Origin of the sequence: Amycolatopsis sp. (assembly GCF_025464955.1) — a bacterium.
Taxonomy (GTDB): domain Bacteria; phylum Actinomycetota; class Actinomycetes; order Mycobacteriales; family Pseudonocardiaceae; genus Amycolatopsis.
Genome location: NZ_JAODNM010000093.1, coordinates 163,897 through 178,260, shown reverse-complemented (window position 1 = coordinate 178,260; position 14,364 = coordinate 163,897). Strand labels below are relative to the sequence as shown.

The 14,364-nt window shown below is 67.1% G+C and carries 17 protein-coding genes and 1 pseudogene; 6 read left to right on the top strand and 12 right to left on the bottom strand.

Annotation, left to right across the window (positions count from 1 at the left end; all coding sequences use genetic code 11):
• Positions 1–100: 100 nt before the first annotated feature.
• From JWQ81_RS21880 to JWQ81_RS21865, 4 genes are all read right to left on the bottom strand, one after another.
• Positions 101–1,999: an ABC transporter ATP-binding protein gene (locus tag JWQ81_RS21880; protein ID WP_297544342.1), complete on the bottom strand. Its 1,899-nt coding sequence runs from the start codon at positions 1,997–1,999 to the stop codon at positions 101–103.
• Positions 2,000–2,091: 92 nt separating this feature from the next.
• The gene (locus tag JWQ81_RS21875) at positions 2,092–3,825 is read right to left on the bottom strand and encodes an ABC transporter ATP-binding protein (protein ID WP_297544327.1); all 1,734 of its coding nucleotides are present in this window, start codon (positions 3,823–3,825) and stop codon (positions 2,092–2,094) included.
• Positions 3,819–4,493: a TetR family transcriptional regulator gene (locus JWQ81_RS21870; protein ID WP_297544326.1), complete on the bottom strand. Its 675-nt coding sequence runs from the start codon at positions 4,491–4,493 to the stop codon at positions 3,819–3,821. The genes JWQ81_RS21875 and JWQ81_RS21870 overlap by 7 nt, the downstream gene beginning before the upstream one ends.
• A 111-nt stretch (positions 4,494–4,604) precedes the next feature.
• Positions 4,605–5,294, bottom strand: coding sequence for a L,D-transpeptidase family protein (locus JWQ81_RS21865; protein WP_297544325.1), 690 nt, complete (start codon positions 5,292–5,294; stop codon positions 4,605–4,607).
• A 203-nt stretch (positions 5,295–5,497) separates the two neighbouring features.
• Here JWQ81_RS21865 and JWQ81_RS21860 point away from each other — a divergent pair, with 203 nt between their 5' ends.
• The 4 genes from JWQ81_RS21860 (at position 5,498) to JWQ81_RS21845 (ending at position 8,098) form a co-directional block, all read left to right on the top strand.
• Entirely contained in the window at positions 5,498–5,866 is a 369-nt protein-coding gene (locus JWQ81_RS21860; RefSeq protein ID WP_297544324.1) for a YciI family protein, read from the top strand.
• The gene (locus JWQ81_RS21855; protein ID WP_297544323.1) at positions 5,863–7,116 is read left to right on the top strand and encodes a sigma-70 family RNA polymerase sigma factor; all 1,254 of its coding nucleotides are present in this window, start codon (positions 5,863–5,865) and stop codon (positions 7,114–7,116) included. The genes JWQ81_RS21860 and JWQ81_RS21855 overlap by 4 nt, the downstream gene beginning before the upstream one ends.
• Positions 7,113–7,250: a hypothetical protein gene (locus tag JWQ81_RS21850; protein ID WP_297544322.1), complete on the top strand. Its 138-nt coding sequence runs from the start codon at positions 7,113–7,115 to the stop codon at positions 7,248–7,250. The genes JWQ81_RS21855 and JWQ81_RS21850 overlap by 4 nt, the downstream gene beginning before the upstream one ends.
• A gap of 158 nt (positions 7,251–7,408) precedes the next feature.
• Positions 7,409–8,098: a DUF998 domain-containing protein gene (locus JWQ81_RS21845; RefSeq protein WP_297544321.1), complete on the top strand. Its 690-nt coding sequence runs from the start codon at positions 7,409–7,411 to the stop codon at positions 8,096–8,098.
• Here JWQ81_RS21845 and JWQ81_RS21840 read toward each other — a convergent pair.
• Positions 8,095–8,547, bottom strand: a complete 453-nt coding sequence (locus JWQ81_RS21840) for an NADAR family protein (protein ID WP_297544320.1) — start codon at positions 8,545–8,547, stop codon at positions 8,095–8,097. The two genes, JWQ81_RS21845 and JWQ81_RS21840, sit on opposite strands and share 4 nt — an antisense overlap.
• On the opposite strand from JWQ81_RS21840, the gene JWQ81_RS45050 reads away from it, so the two are divergent.
• The gene (locus tag JWQ81_RS45050) at positions 8,461–8,742 is read left to right on the top strand and encodes a DUF5984 family protein (RefSeq protein WP_366942322.1); all 282 of its coding nucleotides are present in this window, start codon (positions 8,461–8,463) and stop codon (positions 8,740–8,742) included. The two genes, JWQ81_RS21840 and JWQ81_RS45050, sit on opposite strands and share 87 nt — an antisense overlap.
• Here the strand turns inward: JWQ81_RS45050 and JWQ81_RS21835 are convergent.
• The 4 genes from JWQ81_RS21835 to JWQ81_RS21820 all read right to left on the bottom strand — a co-directional run bounded on the left by JWQ81_RS21835 (position 8,725) and on the right by JWQ81_RS21820 (position 11,212).
• Complete coding sequence (locus JWQ81_RS21835; RefSeq protein ID WP_297544319.1) at positions 8,725–9,159, bottom strand: MarR family winged helix-turn-helix transcriptional regulator; 435 nt, start codon at positions 9,157–9,159, stop codon at positions 8,725–8,727. The genes JWQ81_RS45050 and JWQ81_RS21835 overlap by 18 nt on opposite strands.
• A gap of 437 nt (positions 9,160–9,596) precedes the next feature.
• Positions 9,597–9,938: a hypothetical protein gene (locus JWQ81_RS21830; RefSeq protein WP_297544318.1), complete on the bottom strand. Its 342-nt coding sequence runs from the start codon at positions 9,936–9,938 to the stop codon at positions 9,597–9,599.
• Between the two features lie 54 nt (positions 9,939–9,992).
• Complete coding sequence (locus JWQ81_RS21825; protein ID WP_297544317.1) at positions 9,993–10,196, bottom strand: hypothetical protein; 204 nt, start codon at positions 10,194–10,196, stop codon at positions 9,993–9,995.
• Positions 10,197–10,390: 194 nt separating this feature from the next.
• On the bottom strand, positions 10,391–11,212 hold the full coding sequence (locus JWQ81_RS21820; RefSeq protein WP_297544341.1) for an exodeoxyribonuclease III: 822 nt from the start codon (positions 11,210–11,212) through the stop codon (positions 10,391–10,393).
• 40 nt (positions 11,213–11,252) lie between these two features.
• On the opposite strand from JWQ81_RS21820, the pseudogene JWQ81_RS21815 reads away from it, so the two are divergent.
• Positions 11,253–11,909, top strand: a pseudogene (locus JWQ81_RS21815) (MBL fold metallo-hydrolase).
• Here the strand turns inward: JWQ81_RS21815 and JWQ81_RS21810 are convergent.
• The 3 genes from JWQ81_RS21810 to JWQ81_RS21800 form a co-directional block, all read right to left on the bottom strand.
• Positions 11,898–12,317 (bottom strand): MarR family transcriptional regulator, encoded by a 420-nt coding sequence (locus JWQ81_RS21810; RefSeq protein WP_297544316.1) that lies wholly within the window; start codon positions 12,315–12,317, stop codon positions 11,898–11,900. The pseudogene JWQ81_RS21815 and the gene JWQ81_RS21810 sit on opposite strands and share 12 nt — an antisense overlap.
• Positions 12,317–13,759: an MFS transporter gene (locus tag JWQ81_RS21805; RefSeq protein ID WP_297544315.1), complete on the bottom strand. Its 1,443-nt coding sequence runs from the start codon at positions 13,757–13,759 to the stop codon at positions 12,317–12,319. Before JWQ81_RS21805 ends, JWQ81_RS21810 begins: the two co-directional genes overlap by 1 nt.
• A gap of 126 nt (positions 13,760–13,885) precedes the next feature.
• On the bottom strand, positions 13,886–14,200 hold the full coding sequence (locus tag JWQ81_RS21800) for an SH3 domain-containing protein (protein ID WP_297544314.1): 315 nt from the start codon (positions 14,198–14,200) through the stop codon (positions 13,886–13,888).
• Between the last annotated feature and the right edge of the window lie 164 nt (positions 14,201–14,364).

Sequence of the window (14,364 nt, the reverse complement as noted above, 5' to 3'; positions counted from 1 at the left end):
ACCCGCGGCAACATCGAGGTTGCCCTTTCCTCCACCGTCTGAGCCCGGCAGGACTCGTGAGCGTTGCGGGCCGGTTAGAACCGGCCGCAACGCTCACGAGTCAGTCCACCTCGGCGACGGCTTGGGCGAACTGCGCGGCGTACAACCGCGCATACGCGCCGCCGCGTTCCAACAGTTCCTCGTGCGTCCCCTGCTCGACGATCGACCCGGACTCCATCACCAGGATGAGGTCCGCGTCGCGGATCGTGGACAGGCGGTGCGCGATGACGAAGCTGGTCCTGCCCTGGCGAAGCGAGTTCATCGCCTTCTGGATCAGGACCTCGGTGCGCGTGTCCACCGAGCTGGTCGCCTCGTCGAGGATGAGGATCGCGGGCTCCGCCAGGAACGCCCTGGCGACCGTGATCAGCTGCTTCTCACCCGCGCTGACGTTGCCGCCCTCTTCATCGACGATCGTGTCGTAGCCGTCCGGCAACGTGCGTACGAGCCTGTCGACGTGGGTGGCTTTCGCCGCCTCGACGATGCGCTCGTGCGTCGCCCCGGCCGAACCGTAGGCGATGTTTTCGGCGATCGTGCCGCCGAACAACCACGCGTCCTGCAGCACCATGCCCGTCTTCGCGCGGAGGTCCTCCCTGGTCATCGACGCGATGTCGACGCCGTCGACGGTGATCCGCCCGCCGGTGATCTCGTAGAACCGCATCAGCAGGTTGACCAGCGTGGTCTTGCCCGCGCCGGTCGGACCGACGATCGCGACGGTCTGGCCGGGCTCCACACACAGCGTCAGGTCCTCGATGAGTGGCGTGTCCGGCAGGTACCGGAACGACACGTGCTCGAAGTCCACCTGCCCGCGCACCTTGTCCTGGCGCACCGGCTCGGCGGGGTCGGGCTCCTGCTCGTCCGCGTCGAGCAGCGCGAAGATCCGCTCGGCCGAGGCGACCCCGGACTGCAGCAGGTTCGCCATGCTCGCCACCTGGGTGATCGGCTGGCTGAACTGCCGCGAGTACTGGATGAACGCCTGGATGTCACCGAGGGACAACGACCCGCTGGCGACACGCAGCGCCCCGACCACCGCGACGAGCACGTAGTTGATGTTGCCGATGAACATCATCGCCGGCTGGATCATGCCGGAGATGAACTGCGCCTTGAAGCTCGCCGTGTACAGCGTGCTGTTCTGGTCGGCGAAGATCGCCTCGGCCTCGTGGCGCCGTCCGAAGACCTTGACCAGCGAGTGCCCGGTGTACATCTCCTCGATGTGCGCGTTGAGCTTGCCGGTGGTCCGCCACTGCTGGACGAACTGCGGCTGCGCGCGCTTGCCGATCTTGGCCGCGATGTAGACGGACACCGGCACGGTCACCAGCGCGATCACCGCCAGCAGCGGGGAGATCACGAACATCAGCACCAGCACACCGATGATGGTGAACACCGACGTGACGATCTGGCTCAACGTCTGCTGCAGTGACTGCTGGAGGTTGTCGATGTCGTTGGTGACCCGGCTCAGCACCTCGCCGTTGGGCTGGCGGTCGAAGTAACGCAGCGGCAGCCGGGCGAACTTGGCCTCGGCCTGCTCGCGAAGCTCGAACACGGCCCGCTGCACCACGGTCGTCGTCAGCCTGCCCTGGAACAGCGAGAACACCGACGAGACGAGGTAGAGCGCCAACACGATCAGCAGCACCTGGCCGACCGCGCCGAAGTCGATGCCGGTGCCCGGCACGATGTTCAACGACGAGAACAGGTCGGCCTGGGTGTTGTTGCCGCGAGCGCGAAGGCCGGCGATCGCCTCCGCCTTCGACAACCCGGCGGGCAGCCCGTGGCTGACCGCGCCGGCGAAGATGAGGTCGGTCGCGTGCCCGAGGATCTTCGGGCCCAGCACGGTCAGCACGACGCTGATGATGCCGAGCACCAGGATCCCGAACACCAGCATCCGCTGCGGACGCAGCTGGCCGAGCAGCCGTTTGCCGGAGCCGCGGAGGTCCAGCGCCTTCTCGGTCGACATGCCGCCCATGAACCGGGCGGGGCCGGGGCCGGGCGCGGGACCGGGGCCGCGTTGCGGGATGGCCTTTTCGCCGGGGACCGCGGACGCGGACGTCGGGGTGCTCATGCCGCCTCCTGCTCGGTGAGCTGGGAGAGCACGATCTCCCGGTAGGTCTGGTTGGCAGCCATCAGATCGCCGTGCGTACCCGAGCCGACGACGTGACCCTCGTCGAGGACGATGATCCGGTCGGCCTGGCGGATCGTGCTGACCCGCTGGGCCACGATGACGACGGTCGCGTCGGCAGTTTCGTGGGCGAGCGCCGCGCGCAGCGCCGCGTCGGTCGCGTAGTCGAGCGCCGAGAACGAGTCGTCGAACAGGTAGATCTCGGGGCGGCGCACCAAGGTGCGGGCGATCGCCAGCCGCTGACGTTGCCCACCGGACACGTTCGTGCCGCCCTGCGCGATCGGCGAGTCGAGGCCCTCGGACATCCCGGACACGAAGTCGTACGCCTGCGCGATGCGCAACGCCTCCCACAACTCTTCGTCGGTGGCTTCCGGCTTGCCGTAGCGCAGGTTCGTCGCCACCGTCCCGGAGAACAGGTACGGCTTCTGCGGAACGAAACCGACGGCGTCCGACAGCGTCGTGTGGTCGAGCTGGCGGACGTCGACGCCGTCGACCAGCACGGTGCCGGCGGTCGCGTCCATCAGCCGCGGAATGAGATTGAGCAGTGTCGTCTTCCCGGCTCCGGTGCTGCCGATCACCGCGGTGATCTCACCGGGCCGCGCCACCAGGTCGATGCCGCGCAGCACGGGCTGTTCGGCACCGGGGTAACGGAACTCGACATCGCGCAGCTCGAGATGGCCGTGGGTGACGACCGCGCGCACCGGGTTCTCCGGCAGGACGACGCTGGACTCGGTGTCGAGCACCTCCTGGATGCGCTCGGCGCACACCTCGGCGCGCGGCACCATCATGAACATGAAGGTGGCCATCATGACCGCCATCAGGATCTGCAGCAGGTAGCTCAGGAACGCCGTCAGTGCGCCGATCTGCATCGACCCGCTTTGGATCAGGTGCCCGCCGAACCACAGCACGGCGACGCTGGACACGTTCATCACCAGCATCACGATCGGGAACATGAACGCTTGCAGCTTGCCGACGCCGAGCGAAACATTCAGCAAATCGGTGTTGGACTTGGTGAAGCGCTCGCGCTCGTGGTTGTCGCGCACGAACGCGCGCACCACGCGGACGCCGGTGATCTGCTCGCGCAGCACGCGGTTGATCCCGTCGATGCGGGTCTGCATCTTGCGGAACAGCGGGCGCATGCGGGAAATCAGGATGGCGAGCGAGATCGCCAGTATCGGGACGATGACCAGCAGCAGCGAGGACAACGGGACGTTCTGGTTGAGCGCCAGCACGATCCCGCCGACACACATGATGGGTGCCGAGACGACCAGGGTGAACGTCATCAACACCAGCATCTGCACCTGCTGGACGTCGTTCGTGGTGCGGGTGATCAGCGACGGGGTGCCGAAATGGCCGACCTCGCGGGCGGAGTAGTCCTGCACCCGGGTGAAGACCGCGGCCCGCACGTCACGGCCCAGTGCCATCGCCGTGCGGGCACCGAAGTAGACGGCACCGATCGCGCAGACGATCTGCACCAGCGTGACGCCGAGCATGACCGCGCCGATGCGCATGATGTAACCGGTGTCGCCCTTGACGACGCCGGAGTCGATGATGTCGGCGTTGAGCGTCGGCAGGTAGAGGGTGGCGAGCGTCTGCACCAGTTGCAGGGCGACGATCACCACCAGGGTTTGGTGATAGGGGCGCAGATAAGCGCGCAGGAGTCGAATCAGCACACGGACTCTCTAGGGATGAGTGGTGGATCGGCCGCCGCCGGGGCGGCCGGGAAGGTGTCCGGGACCGGCAGGCCCGCGGAGGCCTGTCGGAGGGCGTCGGTGAGCATCGGGAGGAACGGCCTCCCAGGCTCGGTGTGGAGCCAGAAGTCGAGCGCGATCCGGGAGGTGGCGCCGACGACGCCGGCCACCAGCCGCGGGTAGAGGTCGACCTCGGCGTCGGCGCCGAGGCGCCGGGCTATCTCGTCGGCGAGCCTGCGCTCGGCCGAAACATTCGATTTCAGGAATTCCCCCATGATCGACGGCGTGCTCATCATCAGCCGGACCCGGCTGACGAACTCCCGGTCAGGCCCGCCGTGCCGGGAGAACTGCTCGGCGACGACGGCGATCAGCGACTCCCACAGTGGTTCGTCGGCGGGCCGGGACCGCAACCCCTCCACAATCCGGGTGTGCCGTTCGTTGCCGAACGAGCAGACCGCCGCTTCTTTGCTGGGGAAGTAGTTGTTGAAGGTCCGGGCGGACACGCCGACCTCGGCGGCTATCTCCTCCACCCGCACGTTCTCAAGCCCGCGTTCGGTCGCGAGACGCACTGCCGCCCAGCTCAGTGCCTCTCGCGCCGCGCGCTTTTTACGCTCCCGAAGGCCCATGCCGGCCACAGGTTGGTTACTCACCGCGTCAGCGTAGGACAAACGCTTCGCGCTGCGCAAATTATTTCGCGCCCCGCATAATTACGTCGCTCCTACCCGAGTGTAGCGCCACTCGACGCGGACCGTCTCCCGCTTTCAGCGGACGCCGATGTCGATCACCGGGTGCTGGGCGGGGTCGAGCCAGGCCATCACGGTGCGCAGGTCCAGCGCGGGGATGGACACGCAGCCCGCAGTCGGCTTACCGCCGGAGACGTGCAGGAAGAACGCGGAGCCGGCGCCCGGCACGGCGGGGTGGCGGTTGTAGTCGATCACCACGGCGTGGTCGTAGACGTGGCCGGCCTTGCCGAGGTCCTCACCGGCGGATTCGTCGAACGGGCAAGAACCCGGCGAGCAGCGCTGGTGGGTGTTGTAGGCGGGCGACTTGACGTCGGAAACCCACCAGTCGGACGTGTCGACCTGGCGGTAGGGCAGCCGGGTGCCGTCGTTGGCGAGGTTGCCGAAACCCTCGGTCAGCGTCCACACCCCCGCCGGCGTGTGCGACGTCGTCTCGCTGGCCTTGCCGATCCCCTGGGTGCCGACGTACGCCTTGACCGGGCCGATCACCTGCCGCCAGCCGCGTGGGGTGCGCTGCCACGCGTCGAGCGTCGCGATCGTGGCGCTCGGGCCGTCCGCGATCACGGTGACCAACTGCCCGGCGTCGCCGTGGTAGCCGAGCGGCGGGACGACGGTCTCGAGCGCGGCGTTGGCGGGCCCGGCCGTGCCGGCGGTGGTGAACAGGGCCGCCGTCGCGAGCGCGAGGGCGGGCAGCAGGCGTCGGCGCTTCATGACCCCATGGTTGCGGAACTCGCCACTGCCGGGCAACTCCCTGGCGGGGTGTCGAAGCGATCGAGCCGTCACGGCCGCACCTTCGGGTAGTTTTTGCGGTGCCGCCAAGAATTTTCCGCCCGGATGTCGAGATCGGGCCGGCGGCGCCGAGTCACCTGTGACAGGCGCCCGAACGGCGGCGCCGAGACGCCAGGAGAGAACCGATGAAGTACATGCTGATCATGCACATGAACCCGGTCGTCTGGGACGGGCTGTCCGAAGCGGACCGCAACGCCATCATGGACGGCCACGGCGGGTTCATGGCCGCGATCAAGGAGTCCGGGGAGATGGTCACCACGCACGCGCTGTCCGCCCCGGAGAACAGCGCCGTGGTCCGGGTGCGCGACGGCGTCCCGGCGGTCACCGACGGCCCGTACGTCGAGGCCAAGGAGTTCTTGGCTGGCTTCTACATCGTCGACTGCGAAAGCAAGGAACGCGCGTACGAGGTCGCCGCGATGATCCCGGACGCCGCCTACGAAGGGTTCGGCATCGAGGTCCGGCCGATCATGTTCTCCGCCGGTTTGGAAATGTGAGCACCGAAACCACCGTCGAGGACCTGCTGCGCCAGTCCGCGCCGCAGGTTCTCGGCACGCTCATCAGGCGTTATGGCCGGTTCGACGCCTGCGAGGACGCCGTGCAGGAGGCGTTGCTCGACGCCGCGCTCCAGTGGCCGAAGCAGGGCATCCCGGACAACCCACGCACCTGGCTGGTCACCGTGGCCGGCCGCCGCATGGCCGACCAGTGGCGCAGCGACCAGGCCCGACGCCGTCGGGAAGAAACCGTCTTCGCCCAGGCCCCGCTCGCCGACCTGGTCGCGCCCGCGCCCGGCGAGGATCGCGCGGCGGACGGTGACGACACACTGACGCTGCTGTTCATGTGCTGCCACCCGGCGCTTTCGCCGCCCTCGCAAGTCGCGCTGACGTTGCGCGCGGTCGGCGGTCTGACGACCGCGGAGATCGCTCGCGCGTTCCTCGTCCCCGAGGCGACGATGGCCCAGCGCATCAGCCGTGCGAAGCAACGGGTCAAAGCGACCGGCGCGTCGTTCGCCCTGCCGCCGAAAACCGAGCGCGCCGAACGGCTGCAAGTCGTCCTCCACGTGCTGTATCTGATCTTCAACGAGGGCTACACCGCCAGCGCCGGTCCCGAGCTGCAGCGCGCGGACCTGACTGCCGAGGCGATCCGCCTCGCCCGCGGGGTACGCGGCCTGCTAACCGAGGACGGCGAAGTCGCCGGACTGCTCGCGCTCATGCTGCTGACCGATTCCCGCCGCCCCGCGCGAACCCGGCCCGACGGCTCGCTGGTCCCGCTCGCCGAACAGGACCGCACCCGGTGGAACTCGGCGTTCATCACCGAAGGCGTCGCGCTGATCACCGAAACGCTCGCGCGGTCACCGGTCGGCCCGTACCAGCTGCAAGCCGCGATCGCGGCCGTCCACGCGGAAGCCGCCCACGTCGAGGAAACTGACTGGCCGCAGATCGTCGCGCTCTACAACGTGTTGGAGCACGTCTCACCGAACCCGATGGCGAGCCTGAACCAAGCCGTCGCGGTCGCGATGGTCGACGGCCCCCAGGCCGGACTCGCGCTGGTCGCGAAGCTCGACACCGAAGACGCTCTGGCCGGCCACCACCGGCTCGACGCCGTCCGCGCACATCTGCACGAGATGGACGGCGACCGCGCCGCGGCCGGCGCCGCCTACCGCCGCGCCGCGCGGCGGACGACGAGTATCCCCGAACAGCGCTACCTTGACGCGCAAGCAGACCGATTGGACGGACAGGACCGATGAAGTTGGCCGAGGCATTGGCGTTGCGCACCGACGTGACCCGCAAGGTCGAGCAGCTGCGCCACTTGGAGCGCGAAGAGCAGCGTAGGGGTTCGATACCCCGTCTTACCGAGCAGCCCAGCACCGCGCACAAGTGATGGTGCACAACGCACAGTTGATCACCACGTGCTGGTTCCGCCGGGCGAGGGTGGGTTCGGGGCACCCCGCGTCACGATTGATCACCGGGACTTATGATCTGTGTGCGGTAAGCCGATAATTCAAGCAGGGTTCGAACTCCCCGCGACCGGAGGCGGCCATGAGCCAGGCATCGACCACCGAAGAGGCGACACTCGCCCATTCGTACCTGTTCCTGAGGCGGGGCATCGGGGTCATCGGCCTCGCGCTGCCGTTCGTGCTCGTGCTGGCCAAGCTGATCGTCGACGGCGGCGGGCTGCTGAACTCGATCAGCGGGTACTACTACACCGATGTCCGGGACGTCTTCGTTGGCAGCATGTGCGCGGTGGGCATCTTCCTGTTGTCCTACCGGGGTTATGACACCCTCGACGACATCGCCGCCGACCTGGCCGCCGTGGCGGCGTTCGGAGTGGCCTTCTTCCCGACGACGCCGGTCAACCCCAGCCAGACCGACCGCGTCATCGGCACCATGCATCTCGTCTTCGCGAGCGTCTTTTTCCTTACCCTGGCGTACTTCTGCCTGTTCGAGTTCACCAAGTCGAACACCGCGAACCCCACCCGGCGCAAGGTGCAACGCAACGGCGTCTACGTCGCGTGCGGGGTGATCATCGTGGCCAGCCTGGTGCTCATCGCGGTGTTCGGCCTGTTCCTCAGCTCGGAAACGGCTTCGTTGCGTCCCGCCCTATGGCTGGAATCGGCGGCGATCCTCGCCTTCGGCGTGGCGTGGCTGACCAAGGGCGAGGCCATCCTCGGCGACCTGACCCCCGCCCCGGCACCCGCCCCCGACCCCACTCCGCAAGCCGCCGCCTAGTCTCGTGAGGCGGCGGGCGTCGCCCTCAGGATGTCGCGGGCCCTGGCCAGCGCGAACCCGAGAAGGTTGAGCCCGCGCCACCGTTCCGGGTTTGTCGCATATGGACTGGCATCGGCCGGACTCGCCTCGACCAGTACGCGCTTGCCGGTGGTAAGCAGAAAGCGGCGCAGCTCGTCATGCTGCCGGAACTTCGCCACGCTGCCGTCGACGACGATCCCGAACCGCTTGCCGTCCCAGACACGCTGGTCGAATCCCCGAATGGATCGGCCGAACTGCTTGGCCTGACGAGGATGCGACGCAGCCAGAATCGCTCGCGCACCCTCGCCGTCATCGAACAGCATTGCCTTGCGCCACATCATGTAGTGCTCAGCCGTCGCGAAACTGAGACCGTCGACGGCAAAGGGCGCCGGCCACGCACACCTCTGCCCGCGCGCGAATTTCCGGCTCATACTTCCGGGGTGATCCGATTCCGTTTCTCGTTGACGCGAATCAGCCCACCTCCAGGCATCAGGCTCGACCTAGCCCGCCTGCGCGCAGAACACCGAGAGCGAGCCGCCTGGATGGAGAAACGGCTCGCCTGCGAGTCGGAGACCGACTGGACCTCCATTCGAGTCGGAGCGCGCCAGCTACTCGGCGACGTCTGACTGAGCTTCCGCCTCGTTGAGCCTCGTCAGGAGTTCATGCAGGGTATCCCGCTCGGCGGAGTCCAGGGGCGCGAACGATTGCGCGAGAACCTCGTCGGCCACCGCTAGCCCTTTCTTCAACATCTCCTCGCCCTCAGAGGTAAGGCGGTGCCGGACCGCCCGCCCGGGCCCGGGCACACGCTCGATCAGCCCCCTGACCACCATCCGGTTCGCGAGCGTGCCGAAGGACTGGTCCGTCTGGAAGGTGACCTGAGCGAGCCGGTGTGACGACGAGTCCGGATAACGTCCGATCGCGCGCAGTGCGTCCCACTGCGCGATCGTCGCCCCGATCTGGTTGAGCTTCGTGTCGAGCGTCCGGTGATGGCGATGCTGCAGCCGCTTCACAGCCAGTCCGAGGTCCTGCAATTCGACAGCCATCCAGGCACTCTACCAAAGCATCCTTATATAAGTATAGTTAGATCACTAACCCTGACTGCAGGTCCAAGCCTAGGGCTCCGTCATCAAGTAGAGCAGGTCACGGAGGGCAGCTCGGATGATTCAGGCCGCATTGAATCTTCAACTGCCGGCGGATCCCGAAATAGCTTGAGAAACTCAGGCAAAGCAAGCTTCTAGCGAAAGGAACCGAGAGCGTCCGCGCAATGTCCTCGGCCAGCAGCAAATAGCTCACGCGAGGAAGCCACTCTAGAAGCGTGGGCACGGCTTCTTTGTAGTTAAGACCACGCGCGCGAAGGTCTCCGACCTCTTCGAGATCCTTAACCCCCCGCTTCAAGATCGACAAGAACTCCTGTCGCTGCGCATCAGATGTTCTCAGCGCTACGCCGAAAAAGCGGTTCGCTCGCTCACGTAAGTTGGCTTCAGCCGCCGTGCTCGATGAGGTCCTCGACCGCCTGCCTCAGCCACCCGTAGAAGTCCGCGAACCGGGCGTGTTGCTCCCAACCGGGGCTCGCGCCCACATGGACGATCGCCACGTCACCCTTCGCCAGGTCCCAACAGGCCACGTCATCCCTGTCCTGACGCTTGGCGAACGGAACCAAGCGACGTCTCGGATACGCAGAAGCCAGCAACTTCATGAAATCTCTCAACAGCTTGCCCTCGATGATCCACCACGGCTCCAGATCCGTGAGACCGAGCCCAACCACTCGGACGAACTCAGGTGGATAGTCAAAACCCGTCGGCAGCTCTTCGATCGTCAGCAAATTCGCCACCTCAGCTGCCACCGCCCCAGGTGGAATACTGGTCCGCGTTGCGCGTCATCGGCACCCCTGGTCCGGCGACGTCCATGCAAGCAGGTCGGACAGCGCCCGATCCAGGTCTGCGCGGGACTCGATCTGCCGGTGCTCATCGCTGTCCGCACCCGAGAGCACGTCTGCGCGCATCAACTCCGCCTCGCCGGTATTCCACACGATCAGCTGGCTAACCAGACGGCGGGTATCGATGGACAGAGAGACTGCCATCGTCGAACGGTCCGCGCGCGGGGGGGTCGACTGCGACAGACAGTCCACGAGCCACCAGCGATGCCACCGATCCGACCGGGCTGGCCCGACGGACTCGCTATCCCCATCCCGCTGCGCCGCCCGGGTATAGGAAGTCCGAGGGCACATCGAACTCCACCTAGCCGGTGCCAGGGACAGCCTGCGGCCCGTAGGCATCAGGCAGCCGGGTTCGGCCAGTCGAACGTCGCCGTCACCGGGGCGTGGTCGGACCAGCGGCCCTCGTAGGTGTCGGCGCGCTCGACGACGACGGACGTGCACTTCTCCGCCAGGCCAGGGGTCGCGATCTGGTAGTCGATGCGCCAGCCGGCGTCGTTGTCGAAGGCCTTCCCACGGTACGACCACCAGGTGTACGGACCAGGGCCTTCCGGAACCAGCTTGCGATGCACGTCGACATAACCGGCCTCGTCGAACACGCGGCTCAGCCACGCCCGCTCCTCGGGCAGGAAGCCGGAGTTCTTCTGGTTCGTCTTCCAGTTCTTGAGGTCGGCCTCGGCGTGCGCGATGTTCCAGTCGCCGACGACCAGGACCTCCTTGCCCGCCGCTTCGGCCTTGCCGCGTAACTCGCCGAGGTAGGGCAGGAAGGCCGCCATGAAGCGTTCCTTCTCCTCCTGCCGGACCGTGCCGACATCACCGCTGGGCAGGTACAGGCTCGCCACGATGACCCCGGGAAGGTGCACCTCGAGATAGCGCCCGCTCAGCTCGAACTCGGGCTCGCCGAAGCCGATGCGCACGAAGTCCGGCTCTGTCCGGCTGTACACCGAGACGCCGTTGCGCCCCTTCACCTCGGACGGCGCGTGGAAGGCGAACCAGTCCTCCGGCGCGGCGACTTCGGCGGGCAGCTGGTCCAGTTCGGCGCGGACCTCCTGACAGGCGACGACGTCGGCACCGCCGGCGGTGAGCCATTCGACGAACCCTTTTTTGGCGGCGGCACGGAGGCCGTTGACATTCACAGTCGACACGGTGAGCACATCGCGCAGATTACCGCCCGGGTACGACAACTTCGTGCACACTGCCCTGATGACCGGACTGACCGTGCTGGGCAGCTGCGGAGCGTGACCGGAGGCCGGGCGCGCGTGCGCAAGATTCTTGTTGGCGCACAACGGTTATCGTGTGCTGCTGGACCTGGGTTACGGCACGCTCCCCCACCTCTTGACGCATCTCCCCGATGCGGACGTCGACGCCGTCATCGTCACCCACGCGCACCCCGACCACTGTGTCGATGTCAGCGCGCTGGGCAGGGTTCGCCAGTACACCGCCGGCGACGCGCCGAGGCTGCCGCTGTACTGCGCGCCGGGCGTGCTGGACGTTCTTGTCGCGCTCGAACCGAGACCTCACCCGGCGACGATCTTCGACATCCACGACCTGGCCGGTGCGCACGATCTCGGCCCGTTTCGGCTGGAGACGTTCGAGCTGCGGAGCTGGGAAAGGACGCCGACCTGCTGATTTCCGACGCGACGTTGCAGGGTCCCGCGCCCGAGAGCGAACCTCGCTACCTCTTGACGGCAGGCGAAGCGGGGCTACTGGGCCGTGCGTGCCAGGGCGAAACGGCTGTTGCTCACGCATTTCTGGCCCGGCAGCGACCGCGACATCTCGGCTTCGGAGGCGCGCGAGGTCTTCGACGGCGAAGTCATCGTCGCCGAAGAAGGCCTCCACGTCGACCTGTCAATCGGCTGAGTCGACCTTGGCCAGGATCCGGTCCAGCGCCGACAGTTCGTCGTCGTCGAGGGCGGTGATACCCGCCGGCGGTTCGCTGAGGATCCGCTCGGCGAGCCGCGCGGCATCGAGACCCGCCGGGGTGGCGGTGACGATCTTGCTGCGCCGGTCGTCGGGGTGGACCGACCGCTCGACCAGCCCGCGGCGCTCCAGGTCGTCGACGATCAGCGTGGTGTACGGCTTGTCGATCGTCAGTTCCGCGGTCAGGTCCCGCATGGTCAACGTCTTGCCCGCGACCTTCCGCAACGCCTTCGCCTTGAGGAAGCTCATGCCGAGCGCCTCGACGACGTCCTTCTTGCGCTCGTTCCGCTCGAGCACGAGCGCCCGCATCCGCGACCAGATCGCGGCTGCGGTTTCCTCGGCGTCCATTACGCGGTCACCACGACTTTCGGGGGTTCAGCGGACATGCCGGCCGTCGCGGCTTCGGCCGTTTCCCTGGCCCACCGGCCGGTGGTGAGCAATCCCAGCGCGAACACGATGACTCCACAACCGGCCATGATCCACCAGCCGAGATGGCTGGCTTCGGGGAACCCGGTTTTGAACGAGCCGACGACGTGGGAGGTAACGACCGCGCCCAGCACCGCGACGCCGAGCGAGGAACCGATCTGCCGGCTGGTCGAGGCGACGGCGGCAGCTACCCCGGCCTGGGAACGGGGCATCCCCGACACGGCGGTGTTGGTGATCGGCGAGTTGAGTGCGCCGAACCCGATGCCGAACACGACGTAGCAGGCGAACAGCCACCAGATCGACGTCGTCGCGGTGAGCTGCGTGAGCATCAACCCGCTCGCGGTGATGCCGACACCCGCAACGAGGAGCGGCAACCGGGGTCCGCGACTCGCCACGATCCGGCCGGAAATCGGCGCGAACAGGGCCGTCATCCCGGCCATCGGCAGGGTCAGGAGACCGGCGTGCAACGCCGTGAACCCTCGTGCTTCCTGCAGGTAAAGCGTGTTGAGGAAGAGGAACCCGGCGAGCGCGGCGAACCCGCTGATCGCGATCACGGTGGCGCCGGAGAACGGCACGCTCGAGAAGAACCTCATGTCCAGCAACGGTTCCACGCGTCGGCGCTCGTAGGCGACAAGACTGATCAGCGCGACGATGGACGCAGCGAAGCACGCGACGATCGCAGGTGAGCCCCAACCCGCGCGGCCGCCTTCGATGATGCCGTAGGTCACCCCCACCAGCAGCACGATGACCAGCAGCTGCCCGACCGGGTCGACCCGACGTGCCCGCGCGGCCTTCGACTCCGGCACGAAGATCGCGGCGAGGACAGCGGCCGCGACACCGACCGGGACGTTGATCCAGAAGATCGACCGCCAGCCGGCGCTGCCGACGAGCGCGCCGCCGACCACCGGCCCCAAAGCCATGCTCAGACCCACGACGCCGCCCCAGACGCCGATCGCCCGCGCCCGTTCCTTGGATTCGGTGAACGTATTGGTGATGATGGACATCGCGACCGGGTTCAGCATTGACCCGCCGACGGCCTGGACCATCCGGAAGACGATCAGCGTCGTCGCGTTCGGAGCCACGCTGCACAACAGCGAACCGGCGCTGAACAACGCCAGCCCGGTCTGGAACGTCCGCCGCCTGCCGAAGCGGTCCCCCATCGACCCCGCGAGCATCAGCAGGCTGGCCAGCACGAGCGTGTAGGCGTCGATGACCCACTGCAGGCTCTGCACCGAGGCGTGCAGGTCCGCCTGGATCGACGGCAGCGCGAGGTTCACGATCGTGGAGTCGAGGCCGACGATGAACAGGCTCAGACAGCAGATCGCGAGCACCAGCTGGCGCCTCCGATGACTCAGTTCAGACATTTAGCCCCCACAACCATTGTAGATTTATAACAGTTGCAAGGTTACAACAAAGCCCCTCAGGGTCACCCCGAGTGCGTTGAACGCCACAAGGGTGGCCCCGAGGGATCCTTAAACGGGAGGGCGCACCTAGCAGTGCGAGCCGGCGGTGGGGGTGAGGAACTGGGTCGACGCCCACTTGTCCTTGGTCAGCTGGCGGAAGCCGTTCTGGACCACCGGCATGGCGTCGACCTGCGCGTCCTTCAGGTATTTGCCGACGATCCCGGCGCCGGGCACCGGCGCGGACCGCGCGTTGAGGACATCGGCGGTCACGGTGACCTTGCAGCCCGTCGGCGAGGCACCCGCGGCGCCCGCGGGCTGCTTGTTGGCGCTCGCGATGTAGATCAGCACCACGACGGCGAGCGCGCCGATGATCAGGATCTTCTTCGGAATGCCCAGGATCACGTCTGCTCCTCAGAACCGGAACCTGTCCTGGACCAGGCTAGACATCCGGCCGCCGCGGCAACAGAGATGGACGGGCGAACCACCCGGAGGCGCCAAAACGGTCACCACCAGGTGACCCTGAGTAAACGAAAGAGGGGCACGTCCACCGGACGCGCCCCTCATTT

Excerpts from the sequence above, each read along its gene's own strand:
- JWQ81_RS21860 (WP_297544324.1), top strand. The coding sequence starts at position 5,498 with ATGAAGTACATGCTGATCATGCACATGAACCCGGTCGTCTGGGACGGG.
- JWQ81_RS21835 (WP_297544319.1), bottom strand. The coding sequence starts at position 9,159 with ATGGCTGTCGAATTGCAGGACCTCGGACTGGCTGTGAAGCGGCTGCAG.
- JWQ81_RS21880 (WP_297544342.1), bottom strand. The coding sequence starts at position 1,999 with ATGGGCGGCATGTCGACCGAGAAGGCGCTGGACCTCCGCGGCTCCGGC.
- JWQ81_RS21865 (WP_297544325.1), bottom strand. The coding sequence starts at position 5,294 with ATGAAGCGCCGACGCCTGCTGCCCGCCCTCGCGCTCGCGACGGCGGCC.
- JWQ81_RS21825 (WP_297544317.1), bottom strand. The coding sequence starts at position 10,196 with ATGGCAGTCTCTCTGTCCATCGATACCCGCCGTCTGGTTAGCCAGCTG.
- JWQ81_RS21850 (WP_297544322.1), top strand. The coding sequence starts at position 7,113 with ATGAAGTTGGCCGAGGCATTGGCGTTGCGCACCGACGTGACCCGCAAG.
- JWQ81_RS21840 (WP_297544320.1), bottom strand. The coding sequence starts at position 8,547 with ATGAGCCGGAAATTCGCGCGCGGGCAGAGGTGTGCGTGGCCGGCGCCC.
- JWQ81_RS21810 (WP_297544316.1), bottom strand. The coding sequence starts at position 12,317 with ATGGACGCCGAGGAAACCGCAGCCGCGATCTGGTCGCGGATGCGGGCG.
- JWQ81_RS21805 (WP_297544315.1), bottom strand. The coding sequence starts at position 13,759 with ATGTCTGAACTGAGTCATCGGAGGCGCCAGCTGGTGCTCGCGATCTGC.
- JWQ81_RS21845 (WP_297544321.1), top strand. The coding sequence starts at position 7,409 with ATGAGCCAGGCATCGACCACCGAAGAGGCGACACTCGCCCATTCGTAC.